The organism is Mycobacterium sp. E3305 (genome assembly GCF_001666785.1).
Taxonomy (GTDB): domain Bacteria; phylum Actinomycetota; class Actinomycetes; order Mycobacteriales; family Mycobacteriaceae; genus Mycobacterium.
In genome coordinates this window covers 22014-34984 of the sequence record NZ_LZJA01000082.1, presented here as the reverse complement: position 1 = coordinate 34984, position 12971 = coordinate 22014, and the positions used below count along the sequence as shown (strand labels likewise).

At 68.1% G+C, this 12971-nt stretch carries 15 protein-coding genes; 7 read left to right on the top strand and 8 right to left on the bottom strand.

Annotated features, from left to right (window positions below; translation table 11 throughout):
* Positions 1-279: 279 nt before the first annotated feature.
* Genes A5701_RS07925 through A5701_RS07915 form a run of 3 tightly spaced genes read left to right on the top strand, consistent with a single transcriptional unit; the run spans position 280 to position 3360 of the window.
* Complete coding sequence (locus A5701_RS07925; RefSeq protein ID WP_067750608.1) at positions 280-1545, top strand: glycosyltransferase family 4 protein; 1266 nt, start codon at positions 280-282, stop codon at positions 1543-1545.
* Complete coding sequence (locus A5701_RS07920; RefSeq protein WP_067750605.1) at positions 1539-2297, top strand: class I SAM-dependent methyltransferase; 759 nt, start codon at positions 1539-1541, stop codon at positions 2295-2297. The genes A5701_RS07925 and A5701_RS07920 overlap by 7 nt, the downstream gene beginning before the upstream one ends.
* Positions 2284-3360 carry a prenyltransferase gene (locus A5701_RS07915; RefSeq protein WP_067750602.1) on the top strand — a complete coding sequence of 359 codons (1077 nt, stop codon included), beginning with the start codon at positions 2284-2286 and terminating at the stop codon, positions 3358-3360. Before A5701_RS07920 ends, A5701_RS07915 begins: the two co-directional genes overlap by 14 nt.
* An 11-nt stretch (positions 3361-3371) precedes the next feature.
* Here the strand turns inward: A5701_RS07915 and A5701_RS07910 are convergent, their stop codons facing one another.
* Complete coding sequence (locus A5701_RS07910; RefSeq protein ID WP_067750775.1) at positions 3372-4034, bottom strand: class I SAM-dependent methyltransferase; 663 nt, start codon at positions 4032-4034, stop codon at positions 3372-3374.
* Positions 4035-4136: 102 nt separating this feature from the next.
* Here A5701_RS07910 and A5701_RS07905 point away from each other — a divergent pair, with 102 nt between their 5' ends.
* Both A5701_RS07905 and A5701_RS07900 read left to right on the top strand, forming a co-directional pair.
* Positions 4137-4808 (top strand): cutinase family protein, encoded by a 672-nt coding sequence (locus A5701_RS07905; RefSeq protein WP_067750599.1) that lies wholly within the window; start codon positions 4137-4139, stop codon positions 4806-4808.
* Between the two features lie 724 nt (positions 4809-5532).
* Positions 5533-6381 (top strand): family 16 glycosylhydrolase, encoded by an 849-nt coding sequence (locus A5701_RS07900; RefSeq protein WP_067750596.1) that lies wholly within the window; start codon positions 5533-5535, stop codon positions 6379-6381.
* Between the two features lies 1 nt (position 6382).
* On the opposite strand, the gene A5701_RS07895 is transcribed toward A5701_RS07900, so the two are convergent.
* Both A5701_RS07895 and A5701_RS07890 read right to left on the bottom strand, forming a co-directional pair.
* Positions 6383-7228, bottom strand: coding sequence for an SAM-dependent methyltransferase (locus A5701_RS07895; protein WP_067750593.1), 846 nt, complete (start codon positions 7226-7228; stop codon positions 6383-6385).
* Between the two features lie 29 nt (positions 7229-7257).
* Positions 7258-7983, bottom strand: a complete 726-nt coding sequence (locus A5701_RS07890; RefSeq protein ID WP_231972783.1) for a hypothetical protein — start codon at positions 7981-7983, stop codon at positions 7258-7260.
* Here A5701_RS07890 and A5701_RS07885 point away from each other — a divergent pair, their 5' ends adjacent.
* Positions 7984-8994 carry an NADP-dependent oxidoreductase gene (locus A5701_RS07885; protein ID WP_067750590.1) on the top strand — a complete coding sequence of 337 codons (1011 nt, stop codon included), beginning with the start codon at positions 7984-7986 and terminating at the stop codon, positions 8992-8994. It begins immediately after the preceding gene.
* Positions 8995-8996: 2 nt separating this feature from the next.
* Here the strand turns inward: A5701_RS07885 and A5701_RS07880 are convergent, their stop codons facing one another.
* Both A5701_RS07880 and A5701_RS07875 read right to left on the bottom strand, forming a co-directional pair.
* A complete protein-coding gene (locus A5701_RS07880) occupies positions 8997-9830 on the bottom strand; it encodes a class I SAM-dependent methyltransferase (RefSeq protein ID WP_067750587.1) in 834 nt (277 codons plus the stop codon).
* 46 nt (positions 9831-9876) lie between these two features.
* Positions 9877-10524 carry a heme-binding protein gene (locus tag A5701_RS07875; RefSeq protein ID WP_067750769.1) on the bottom strand — a complete coding sequence of 216 codons (648 nt, stop codon included), beginning with the start codon at positions 10522-10524 and terminating at the stop codon, positions 9877-9879.
* A 280-nt stretch (positions 10525-10804) separates the two neighbouring features.
* Here A5701_RS07875 and A5701_RS07870 point away from each other — a divergent pair, with 280 nt between their 5' ends.
* Complete coding sequence (locus tag A5701_RS07870; RefSeq protein ID WP_067750584.1) at positions 10805-11059, top strand: hypothetical protein; 255 nt, start codon at positions 10805-10807, stop codon at positions 11057-11059.
* A gap of 83 nt (positions 11060-11142) precedes the next feature.
* On the opposite strand, the gene A5701_RS07865 is transcribed toward A5701_RS07870, so the two are convergent.
* From A5701_RS07865 to A5701_RS07855, 3 genes are read right to left on the bottom strand one after another with little or no spacing between them, the layout of a single operon-like run.
* On the bottom strand, positions 11143-11553 hold the full coding sequence (locus A5701_RS07865; protein WP_067750581.1) for a VOC family protein: 411 nt from the start codon (positions 11551-11553) through the stop codon (positions 11143-11145).
* Positions 11554-11557: 4 nt separating this feature from the next.
* The gene (locus tag A5701_RS07860; RefSeq protein ID WP_067750579.1) at positions 11558-12004 is read right to left on the bottom strand and encodes a helix-turn-helix transcriptional regulator; all 447 of its coding nucleotides are present in this window, start codon (positions 12002-12004) and stop codon (positions 11558-11560) included.
* A gap of 10 nt (positions 12005-12014) precedes the next feature.
* Positions 12015-12917, bottom strand: a complete 903-nt coding sequence (locus A5701_RS07855; protein WP_067750576.1) for an NAD(P)-dependent oxidoreductase — start codon at positions 12915-12917, stop codon at positions 12015-12017.
* Between the last annotated feature and the right edge of the window lie 54 nt (positions 12918-12971).

Sequence of the window (12971 nt, the reverse complement as noted above, 5' to 3'; positions counted from 1 at the left end):
GCCGCGCGGCTGCGCAGGCGCGCGCGCATTCTCCGCCGAGTGGCCGCTCGGACTCTGGTCAACCCCGTTCGGGGCCGGGTGGCATGATCCTTAAGTGCCGGATTTCCGTGGGATCGTTTACGCGGGTGCCGGTGATGTTCGAGCTCGTTGCGCTCGATTAGGTGATCGAACTATAGTCTGGACACATGTCCAGTTTGCTGTCACGGAGTTCGGGAGTCCGTTGACCGCGATGGGTTCGGCGCTGTTCCGCGGTCATTCACCAGCAAAGAAGAGTTGAGTATGCGAATTGCCCTGCTGTCCTACCGTAGTAAAACTCATTGCGGCGGACAGGGCGTCTACGTGCGCCATCTCAGCCACGGACTGGTGGAACTCGGTCATGACGTCGAGGTGTTCTCCGGCCAGCCCTACCCCGACCTGCTCGATCCGCGGGTGCGGCTGACCAAGGTCCCCAGCCTCGACCTCTACCGCGAGCCCGACCCGTTCCGCGTGCCGCGGCCCAGCGAAATCCGTGACTCGATCGACCTGTTGGAACTGCTTACCACCTGGACCGCCGGGTTCCCGGAACCGCGGACGTTCACCATGCGCGCCGCCCGGTTGCTGGCCGGCCGGACCGCCGATTTCGACGTCGTCCACGACAACCAGAGCCTGGGCACCGGACTGCTCACGATCGCCGGCGCGGGCCTGCCGGTGGTGGCCACCGTGCACCACCCCATCACCCGTGACCGGGTGCTCGACCTGGCCGCCGCGCGGTGGTGGCGAAAACCGTTGGTGCAGCGATGGTATGGATTTCTCGGCATGCAGCAGCAGGTCGCACGCCAGATTCCCGACCTGCTGACGGTCTCCTCGTCGTCGGCCGCGGACATCGTCAGCGACTTCGGCGTCTCCCCCGACCAGCTGCACGTCGTGCCGCTGGGCGTGAACACCGAGCTGTTCAAGCCGGCGTCGCGGCCCCGGCAGGCCGGACGGATCATCGCGATCGCCAGCGCCGATACGCCGCTCAAGGGGGTGCGCACGCTGCTGCACGCGGTGGCCCGCCTGCGCACGCGCAGAGATCTCGAGCTGCGCCTCGTCGCCAAGGTGGAGCCCAACGGTCCCACCCACAAACTCATCGCCGAGCTCGGCATCTCCGACATCGTCCACATCACCAGCGGGCTTTCCGACGCCGAGCTCGCGGCGCTGTTCGCGTCGGCCGAGGTCGCCTGCATTCCGTCGCTCTACGAAGGGTTCTCGCTGCCCGCGGTGGAGGCCATGGCCAGCGGGACGCCGATCGTGGCCAGCCGGGTGGGCGCACTCCCCGAAGTCCTGGGCACCGACGGCGCGTGCGCCGAGCTGGTGCCGCCCGCCGACGTCGACGCGCTCACTCGCGCGCTCGGTGACCTGCTGGACTCGCCGGAGAAGCGGCGGAGCCTGGGCGAGGCGGGACGCACCCGCGCGGTCAACGTCTTCAGCTGGGAGGCCGTGGCCGCGCAGACGGTTCGGGTGTATGACCGCGCGATCGCCCGTAACACCGCTGCGTCGGCGACCGAGGGGGAAGCGCGATGCTGACGGTGGATTTCGACCGGCTGCGGATCGGGCCGGCCACCAAGGTCATCGACGTCGGTTGCGGGGCCGGCCGGCACGCATTCGAGGCGTATCGGCGCGGAGCCGACGTGGTCGCGTTCGACCAGGACGAGGCCGAATTGCGTTCGGTGGACACCATTTTGCGCGCGATGGCGGAAACCGGGGAGGCGCCCGCCGCGGCGTCGGCGAGGGTGGTGGTCGGCGACGCGCTGAAGTTGCCGTATGCCGACGAGACGTTCGACTGCGTGATCGCGTCCGAAATCCTCGAGCACATCCCGCATGACGACGCCGCCATCGCCGAACTGATCAGGGTGCTCAAGGTGGGCGGCACGTTGGCGGTCAGTGTGCCGCGCTGGCTTCCGGAGCGGGTGTGTTGGTTGCTGTCCGACGAATACCACAGCAACGAGGGCGGCCACGTGCGTATCTACCGGGCCAGTGAATTGCGCGCGAAGATCCTCGATGGCGGGATGCAATTGACGCATGCCCACCACGCGCACGCGCTGCACGCCCCCTTCTGGTGGTTGAAATGCGCCGTGGGAGTGTCGAACACCGAGCACCGCGCCGTGACCGCGTACCACAAACTCCTGGTGTGGGACCTGATGCGGCGACCGAGGGTGACGCAGTTGGCCGAATCGCTGCTCAATCCGCTGGTCGGCAAGAGCGTGGCCATGTACTTCGTCAAGCATCCGGCGGCAGAAAGCCAAGCGACGGTGGGATATTCAGTTGCGTCGGGTTAACCCACCCTCGGTCGCGGGCGTCCTGTCCCCCGAGCAATGCCGGCAAACCGCGCGGTCCATCGCGGCCATCCAGGAACCCTCCGGAGCCATCCCCTGGTCCGAGGGCGGCCACACCGACCCGTGGGACCATGTCGAGTGCGCGATGGCGCTCACCGCCGCCGGACTGCTGGAACCGGCGCGCGCCGCGTTCGACTGGAGCCGGCGGACCCAGCGGGCCGACGGCTCCTGGCCGATCCAGCTCCGCGGGGGGGTCGTCGAAGACGGCAACAGCGACAGCAACTTCTGCGCCTACATCGCCACCGGTGTGTGGCACCACGTGCTGGTCACCGGTGACCGGCGCTTCGCCGCACGGATGTGGCCGGTGGTGCACAAGGCGATCGACTTCGTCATCGACTTGCAGGTCGGCTATGGCGAGATCTGTTGGGCCCGAAGCGAAGCCGGTCTGCTGCAGGAAGCGCTGCTGACCGGTTGCGCGAGCGTGTTCCACAGCATCCGGTGCGCCCTGGCGCTGGCCGCCCTGGTCGGCGAGCCGCAGCCGGAGTGGGAACTGGCGCTGGGCCGGCTCGGCCATGCGATAGCCGCGCATCCCGAGGCGTTCACCGAGAAGGACCGCTACTCGATGGACTGGTACTACCCCATCCTGGGCAGCGCGCTGCGCGGACCCGAGGCGGCCGCGAGAATCCGAGAGCGCTGGGACGATTTCGTGGTCGGCGGCCTGGGCATTCGCTGCGTGGCCGACCGGCCGTGGGTGACCGGCGCCGAGACGTGCGAACTGGTGATGGCGCTGGACGCGATCGGCCAGCGGTCGGCAGCCCATCGGCAGTTCGGCGCGATGCAGCACCTCCGTGAGCAGGACGGCTCGTACTGGACCGGTTTGGTGTTCGCCGACGGGAAGCGCTGGCCCGAGGAGCGGACGACGTGGACGGGTGCGGCGATGATCCTCGCCGCTGATGCGCTGTCTAACACCACCGCGGGCGCCGGGATCTTCCGCGGGCAGGGACTACCGATAGGCCTGCAGACCGACTTCGACTGCGAATGCGTTGCCACCGGCCCCGGCTGGTGACCTGAGTTCGGTCAGATCAGCGCGCCCGGTTCGCCGCTCACGCGTTCGAGCACCCGCAGCGATCCGGCCGCCGAGACCTCCCGGAATTGGCCGGAATCGATTGCGCGGCAGTAGATGTGATACGGGGGCCGCCCCCCGTCCCGGGGATCCGGGAACACGTCATGGATGGCGAGCGCCCCGCCGACGGCGACCCACTTCGCCCAGCCGTCGAAATCCTGGTTCGCCGCGGCCTCGCTGTGGCCGCCGTCGATGAACAGAAACCGCAGCGGCGTGCGCCATCCGGCGGCCACGACCGGCGACTTGCCCACGATGGCGACGACGTGGTCGTCCAGCCCCGCGGCGTCGAGCGTGCGACGGAACGTCGGCAGGGTGTCGAACAAGCCCGTGACCTCGTCGACCAGCGAGGCGTCGTGGTACTCCCAGCCGGCCTGGTGTTCCTCGGAGCCGTGGTGGTGGTCGACCGTGTAGAGCACGCTCGCGGTTTGTCGGGCGGCCGCGCCGAGCAGCAGCGTGGATTTGCCGCAGTAGGTGCCGATTTCGACACCGACGCCGCCGCCGAGATACCGCAGCGCGGCGTCGTGAAGTGCGTGCCCCTCGTCGGCGGGCAGGAACCCCCGCACCTGCTCGGCCAAAGCGAACAGGCGCTCGGTCGATCCGACGTCGGTGTGACTCACACCGAAGAACCTATCGGCCACCCGCGGCGCCCGATCGGGGTGGTCCAAGGCGGCCGGCAACATTGACCAGCGGCGGCCGCGGGATCGCTTTACGATCATGCTGTGCTCGCCCGCAGACTCGGTGACATCGGCCTGGCCGCGGTTCTGACCGCGGCCGCGCTGGCGCTGCCAGCTGCGCTGCCGTCGCCCGCGATTCCCCGCGCCGCGGCCGCCAACTGTCCCCCGGTGCAGGTGGTGTTCGCCCGCGGCCGGATGGAATCGCCCGGAGCGGGCGCGCTGGGCAACGCCTTCATCAGTGCGCTCCGGTCCAAGGTCAACAAGAACATCGGCGTCTATGCCGTCAATTACCCCGCCGACACCGAGGTCGCTCAGGGCGCCAACGACATGAGCCGCCACGTGCAGGACATGATCACCAGCTGCCCGAACACCAGGCTGGTGCTGGGAGGCTACTCGCTGGGCGCGGCGGTGACAGACGTTGTGCTTGCCGCCCCCATCGGCGCGTTCGGCTTCGACAGCCCTCTGCCGTCGGGCGCCGACCAGCACATCGCCGCCGTGGCGTTGTTCGGCAACGGCAGCCAGTGGGTGGGCCCGATCACGAACTTCAGCCCGGTCTACAACGACCGGACCATCGAGTTGTGCCACGGTGCCGATCCCATCTGTAACCCGGCCGACCCGAACACCTGGAAAGCCAACTGGCCCCAGCACCTGGCCGGTGCCTACATCGACGCCGGGATGGCCAACCAGGCCGCCGACTTCGTCGCCGGCAAGCTCTGACCCCTCAGGCGGGGCTCCGCGCCGGCGCGTCGGCAGTCAGGAAAGCAATTGTTGCCCATCGCTTTTCGCGACCGACTTCGCTTTGTAGCGCGAAAGGCGACGGTTGCAATGCGAAAGGTCAGGAGGGTGGGGCCCGCGAGGGGCCCGATGGTCGGCGTGCCGGACGCGCAGAGTTATCGGATCGTTTTTGCGGGGCGATTAGCTCGGCCGGGCGAGTAAGACCGCTTGCCACCTTTGGCGCAATTTGCGCCCGGAAATTCTCAGGCCGAAGTGTTTGTGCTCGAGTACAGCTTGAAGTCGCGGACGAGCGGGACCACCTCGCCGCCGGATACCGCGGCGCGCTGACGGGCGTGGAAAGCGGGGTGGCGGCGCATCGCCTCGCTGCGCTCGCGCTCGTGCCGCTGGGCCGCAGTCCATCGCGGATGGGACTGAAGGAAAATAACCGTCGCTCCCGTTGTATTAGCCACGATCGTTAACTCCTCTCAGCGCAACCCGCAAAAGCTCTACGACTTGTGGTTATCGGCTTGTGATCCAGAATGCCCGGACGATCCTGAGACCAAACCACCCACAAAGTTGAGAATTGGCCGTGAATTTTGATTAATCCATCAGCCGCTTCACGCCGACGTCCGCGCTGGCCCGCCTGCGATCCGAAACGTTAGCGGCAGCCACCGACAACAATTCCGGCTTCGGCCCCCGGGCCGGCGGCTGCTATGGTCCCTTGCGTATGCCCAAGATGGATCGCCGCCGCATGATGTTGACGACCGGGATCGGCGTGCTGGCAGCGGCGCTGCCTGCGCCGGAGGCCCGGGCCCGTCCCTCGGGACGGGGCCTGCCGGCGGATCGCCCACCCGCTCCCGAAGCGCCCAGCGGCCAAACCGGCACCTACATTTTCCAGGACGAATTCGACGGTCCCGCCGGCTCGGCGCCCGACGCCTCGAAGTGGACCGTGGCCAAGGCCCGCGAGACGATCAAGGACCCGACGTACTGGGAGCAGCCCGATCGCATCGGGCAGTACCGCGACGATCGCCGCAACGTCTTCCTCGACGGCAACTCCAACCTGGTGCTCCGGGCGGCGAAGGACGGACCCACCTACTACAGCGGCAAGGTTCAAAGCCTCTGGCGGGGCGGGGTCGGCCACACCTGGGAGGCCCGCATCAAGCTGAACTGCCTGACCGCTGGCGCCTGGCCGGCTTATTGGCTGGGCAACGACGACCAGGGCGAGATCGACGTCATGGAGTGGTACGGCAACGGCAGCTGGCCCTCCGCCACCACCGTCCACGCCAAAGCCAACGGCGGAGAGTGGAAGACCCACAACATCGCGATGGACAGCGGCTGGCACACCTGGCGAACCCAGTGGGACGAGGCGGGCATCCGGTTCTGGAAGGACTATGCCGACGGCGCGCAGCCCTACTTCGACGTGCCGGCCAGCTCGCTGCCGGATTGGCCGTTCAACGCGCCCGGCTACACGGTCTATCCGGTGTTCAACCTCGCGGTGGCGGGTTCCGGTGGCGGCGACCCAGGGCCAGGGTCCTATCCCGCTGACATGCTCGTGGACTGGATGCGCGTCTGGTAGCTCACGGGGTGAGCAGCACCGTCGCGCTCCAGGGCCTGCTACCGGGATGACGCGGATCCGGCTGGGGCAACCAAGCGAGCGGCCGCATGAAAATCGGTAACCGACGGAACCGGTTCGCGGCGACAAAGAGCGACTGCGCCTGTGCGACGCGCCAGCCGAGGTCCTCGAAGAACGCCAACCCGTTCTCCGGTGCGAACTTGAACGGTGCGTTTTGGCGCATGCCGGCCATCTTCTCGTTCATCATCTTCTTCAAGCCGGGGCCGCCGAAATCAAGCATCCACCAGGCCACCTCGGGCCGCTTGAGCGCCGCGGAGAGCGCGACGACGTCGCTGGTATCCAGATACATCAACAATCCCTCGGTCAGCACCAGCGCTTTGGTCGCGCCACGCAGGGCGTCGTCAAGGAAGGCAGCGCGGGCCTGCGGTTCGGCCAGGTCGACGGCAACCCGGGTCAGCCGGCAGTGCGGTGTCTGGTCGGCGAGCGACTGCGTTTTCTCCTCGAGCAGCCTGGGCAGGTCCGCCTCCACCCACGTCAACTCCGGCGGAAGCTGCAACCGGTACGGCCGGGTATCCAGGCCCGCGGCCAGGTTCAGCACGCGGTCGCAGCCCTCGGCGATCGCTTGGGCGATGGTGTCGTCGATGATCTTCGTGCGCGCGACCAGCCACCATCCGTTGCGGCTCGACCGCGGGACGTCGGCGACGATCTCACGGCCGTGTTCGCCGGCGAGGCGCTCGGCGAGTGGGTCGTTGAACAGCGCGTCGCGGCGGGCCGATTCGGTCGCCCGGTGCAGCGCGGTCCAGCGGGCCGTGTCCGAGACGTGGGTGATCGTGTGCCTGGGGGTGGACATACCTGCGTTATAGCAGCAGCCGCGCCAGCCTATTGACCGGCCTTGCCCCCCGCGAACCACGCTTCCGCCACCGTCCGGGTTTGGGGCGGCGGCAGGGCGGCCTCCCCCGTGCCGAGCTGACCGACCTTGACGGTCCACGTCGCCGACGAGCGGTCGATGCAGCTTCCGGCGCCCTGGCTGGGCAGCCACAGCACCGAAAGGTTGGCATGTGGGTCACCGCACCAGTAGGCGCCCTCGTAGCCGTCGGCGCGCCAACCCCAGGCCCCGCCGTTTCGTAGCCGGCAACGGGTGCCATCGTCGAGCGTCAGCGCAAACGGGTCCGGGGTTGCGGGCGCGGTCACGGGCGGAAGCGGACGGTCATACGTCACGCGATGCATGCTCTTGTCCCAGGGATTATCTACGCACAGCAGCGATCCGGCCGTCGACGGCCAGCAGGTGCCGGCGCCCGCCGCGCTCGGCGAGCAGGAGTAGACGTTGTCGGCCACGGCGGACGGCGACGCCGTGCTGCAGTCGCTGGCCTCGCCGACATTGCCCGGTCCGGACGCGACCCGGTAACCGTTGATCGGCTGGCCATCGGGGCCGACGGCCACGACGGTGATCTGCTGGGTGGGCGGCGGGTCGGCGGCGGCCGTCGCGGACAGCGAGAGGACCGCGATCGGCAGCGCGACGACGGGGACAACGACGATTCGCGACATCACGTTCACCGCGCAAAACCTTTCGTTCGGCGGGCTCTTGTTGAAGGGTACGGTGCGCATATGACCGATCGAAACCGTCGTTTCCTGCTCCGCGAACGCCCCACGGGCCGCATCGGCCCCAACACTTTCGAATTGACCGAAGAGGCGATCCCCGAGCTCAACGACGGGGAGGCGCTGGTGCGCGTCGGCTGGATCTCGCTCGACCCGACGAACCGGATGTGGATCAACGACACCCCGACCTACCTGCCCCCGGTCGGGCTCGGCGAGGTCATGCGCGCCGCCGGGATCGGCGAGGTGGTCGCGTCCAAGAGCCCCTCCTACGCGGTCGGGCAGCAGGTGCAAGGGCTCCTCGGCTGGCAGGAGTACGCGGTGCTCACGGACACGGCGATGGTGAACCCGGTGGAGGTGGCACCCGGCATCTCGCCGAGCGCCTACCTGGGGGCGCTCGGGATGACCGGGCTCACCGCGTGGATCGGGATCCGCGACATCGGCAAGCCCCGGCCCGGCGAGACCGTCGTCGTCTCGGCGGCGGCCGGCGCGGTGGGCTCGGTCGCCGGGCAACTGGCCAAGGCGGCGGGCGCCCGTGTCGTCGGGATCGCCGGTGGTCCCGAGAAGTGTGCGCTGCTCACCGATCAGCTGGGCTTCGACGCGGCGGTCGACCACCGCGCCGACGATTGGGCCGCCCAACTGGCCGCGGCGACACCCAACGGCATCGATGTCGACTTCGAGAATGTCGGGGGCGACCTGATGGACGCCATCTTCGCGCGCCTCAACATCGGCGCCCGTGTCGCGCTCTGCGGCCTGATCTCCGGCTACAACGCCGAAGACCCCCCGCCCGGTCCGCGCGCGTTCGGGAACCTGCTCATCCAGCGGGCCACCGTCCAGGGCTTCATCGTCCTCGACCACTTCGGGCGCGCGGCCGAAGCGATCGGCGAGATCGCCGGCCTGATCGAAGCGGGAAAGCTCACGCCGCTCGAGACCGTCGTCGAGGGGTTCGAGCAGCTGCCGACGGCGATCAACATGCTGTTCGACGGCAAGAACGTCGGCAAGCTGGTGGTCAAGATCGGCTGATTTCAGCCGAATTCCAGGAGGGCGTAGACCCCGCGGTAGGGCTTCGCGGGCGGGAACCGCCAGAGCGCGGGGTACAGCGTCCCGAAGAACACCCCCCGCCCCGCGGGCATCGGTACGTCGTGCACCGCGCGGATTCCGGGCGTCGTGCGCGCCAGCTGCGCAAGTTGACGCACCGACAGGCTGAACGGCATCGGTGGCACCCGGTAGCGCTTGGAGGAGCGCAGCCCCTTTCGTGCGACCTTCTTGACCACCGTTGGCGGTAGGTCGAAGAACATCTGGCCGCCGGGGAAGCTCTTGGCGCACTGGGAAATGAGCCCCAGCGCCGCGTCGGGCTGCAGGTACATCAACAGGCCTTCGGCGGTGATGAACACGCCGTCGCGGGCGTCGACCTCGTCGATCCAGGTGTAGTCGAGGGCGGATTGGGCGAGATAGGTCATTCGCGGCGGATGCGGCAGCAGCCGCTGACGAAGTTCGACGACCGGAGGCAAATCCACCGAGACCCAACTGAATTGCGGGTCGGGCAGCGCGCGGTCCAAGCGCCAGAAGGACGTCTGGAAGCCCTCCGCGAGCGCGACTACGGTGGCCCGGGGGTGGGCGGTGAGGTAGTCGATTGCGCATCGGTCAACGGCCAGCGAGCGCAGCGCCATCTCCTGGCCGCGGCGGCCGAACTTCTCGAAGTCGAAGTCGATGGAATCGACGAGCTTGACTGCCATCGGATCGTCGATGATCGCGTCGGGGCGCGCCGCCTGGTGTGCCCTTCCGTAGAGCGTCAGCAGCGCCGTCTCGGAAACACCGGTGAGCAGCCGCGCGTCCACCTTCTTGTGGTCATCTCCCATCACGCGAAGCCGTAATCGCTGGGCAATGCGCCGGCCAGCAGCCCGGCTACCACGGCGCCGAGGCCGCGTCGATGGGGATTGCGATCTCGTTACGGCGCCGCAGCGGCACCGTCCAGGGCGGGTCGTAGAACCAGGCTTCCGCGTCTCCGGTGGGCTCAATCCCCTTGTCTTGCAATATCTTCAGGAGTTCCGCGGTGCGGGAGGCGACTGCCTTGGGGCTCCGGTCGCCGGTGAATCGCAGCACCGCCACGGTCGCGGGCGGCACCGTGACGAGCCGGACCTGATCGTCGTCGGGCGCGGGCAGCGTCTCCATCGTCCACTTCGCGGGCATGAAAAAGCGGATCGCCCAGCCGGCCTCGTCGCCGGCGGACTGGACGACGGGCGCGGTCATCGCGATCTGCCGGCCGCGCGGGCTCGACTGCTGGCTGACGGGCGCGGTCATCGAGATCGATGAATTGTCCCGATTGCCGCCGAATATGTAGCCCGCCAGCCGCCGGAACCCGACGTCGCGAGCGCGGTTCTCGTCGGCGTCGACGATCGTCTCGGCGGCAATCCGCGGACCGTAGCGCCGTATCTCGACGGTGTCGGTGATCCGTTTATGTGTGTACGCCGGCTCCTCGAGGCCGACCCGCACACCACCGACCGCCAGCAGCGATTCGGCCACCTGCGCGGCGATCTTGATCGGGTTCATCATCTGGTCGATCTCCTTTTGGCGTCGCGACGGCACCACGTCCGATGCCGGTAGCGCAGGGGCCGGCGCGTGCCCTGACCGCATCGACCCACCTACGCCATGGTGCCGCACGGCGGGTCCGCCCGAGCGCGACGCCGACCCGCCCTCGTCTTTCACCACGAGATGGGCGTGCGCCCGTGCCTCCGTCGTGCGGACAACGTTGGGATCGGTAGCCCGCGCCGCGATTTGTACTTGACGCAACGACGACGCCACTCCGGCGCCGCCTCACGAAAGGAAGTCAGAAATGAAGATCGTCCCGGCCAGCATCGAAGACCAGATCAATCGGGTCGACCGGCAGCGCAGCCTCTACATCGGACTCAGCGCCGGCGCGGTCGCGCTATGGAGCGCGTACCGGCTCATCTGGGCCCTCTACATCGGGATGACGTTCGGCTGGCTCTTCGGGTCGATGGTCTTCCAACTGGTGCTGTGGGGCGTGATCGGCACGGTCTCGGCGGTGGCGGCCTTCGGGTTCCTGACCCGCTACTCCAAGGGATCATGACCGCAGCCGTGAGCTGAGGAAAGCCCCGAATCCTGATGCGGTTCGGGGCTTTCCCGCGTCGAGGCGAAGTCGGTATCCGGCGGCTAGCGCAGTTGTTGGATACGGATCAAGTTGCCGGCGGGGTCGCGCACCGCGCAGTCACGGAGTCCGTACGGTTGGTCTGTCGGCTCCTGGACGATGTCGACGTCGTCGGCCTGCAACCGTTCGAAGGTGCGGTCGAGGTCATTGGTGGCCAACAGCAACGTGGCGTAGCTGCCCTTGGCCATCATCTCGGCGATCGTGCGCCGTTCGTCTTCGGTGATGCCCGGGTTGGCGGCCGGTGGGTTCAGGACGATCGAAGTGTCGGGCTGGTTCGGGGGGCCCACGGTGATCCAGCGCATCTTGCCCTTGCCGACGTCGAGGCGGACCTCGAAGCCGAGCGTGTCGCGATAGAAAGCGAGCGAGGATTCCGGGTCGTCGTGCGGCAGGAAGCTCGAGTGAATCGTGATGTCCATGGGGTCAGGCTAGGTGCGGCCCAGTGACCGGTGCTTCTCGATTCCTGACCGGTCTGGTCACCTGTCTGGCCACGCACGGCGGCATTCCGGCCAGCGCGTCCACCGCCCGGCGCCGGTAGGTGCTCGGCGGCACGCCGACCAATTCGGTGAAGCGCGTGCTGAAGGTGCCGAGCGAGGAGCAACCGACGGCGAAGCACACGTCGGTGACGCTCAGGTCGCCGCGGCGCAGCAGCGCCATCGCGCGCTCGATGCGACGGGTCATCAGATAGGAGTACGGCGACTCGCCGTAAGCCCGGCGGAATTCGCGGCTCAGGTGGCCGGCGGACATGTGCACCTCGCGGGCGAGCGCCTCCACGTCGAGCGGGCGCGCGTACTCCCTGTCGATCCGGTCACGGACGCGCCTGAGCAGCGCGAGCGTCCGCAGCCGCGCGTGGTCGGATCCTGGGCGCACCTGTCCGCCCCTAAGCGCCGACCAACTCCGGATGGAACTTGGCGGCCATGCGGCGCAGCCCGTCCCGCCAGTCGACCGTCGTGCCCCCGATGAGTTCGTGCATCCGGTCACTGGTGGTGGGATTGCCGCGCAGCGCCTGCGCGCTCACCTCGAATACCGGCTCCTTGCCGACCAGTGAGCCCAGGTGGCCACACCACTGTTGAATGCTGACCGTCTGGTCGCCACACCAGTTGACCGTCGTGGCCGGGACCGACGCCACCTCGAGCAACTTCGGGATGGTCGCGATGATGTCGTCCTCGTGAATAGGGTTGTACTGCGCCGATTCACCAGGGGGGACCGGGATCGGGATGCCCGCCAGCATCATCTCCATGTGGTAGAACGGCCACCCGCCGTTGTCGCCATAGGGAACGTTGAGCCGGGCGATGGTGGTGGGCAACCCAAGAACCCGCGCCGTAGACCGGGCGACGACCTCCCCGGCGATCTTGGAGATGGAATAGGTGGGAAACAGGCACTTGTGGTTGTCGCCCAGGGCGGAGCTTTCGCTTCGGGGAAGGTCGTCCGGCGGGTCGTAGACGGCGGCGGAGGAACAGTGCAGGAAGGCCTTCGCGCCGCGGCAGTGCGCCATCAGCAGCCCGACCGATTCCGCGTTGGCCGCGAGATCCTTGTCCCAGTTCCCGCTCTTGGCCACCGCGAGGTTCAGGACGTACTCGAAATCGCTTGGCAGAGCTGTGAAGTCGCCGGCGGCCAAGTTGACCGTCTGGCAGTGAACGCCCGCTTTCTCCAGGCCTTCGCGTGCGGCCGGGTCGGTGAAGCGGGCGATGCCCCACACCTCGTTGTCGACCGCCAGCGCCCGCGCAATGGGGGTTGCGATTTGTCCGGTCGGGCCGGTGATCAGGATCTTCGAACCGCGCATGCGCTGATAGTAGGCGACGTTGCGACAACGCCCGGGCTTTCAGGGTTCATCGGG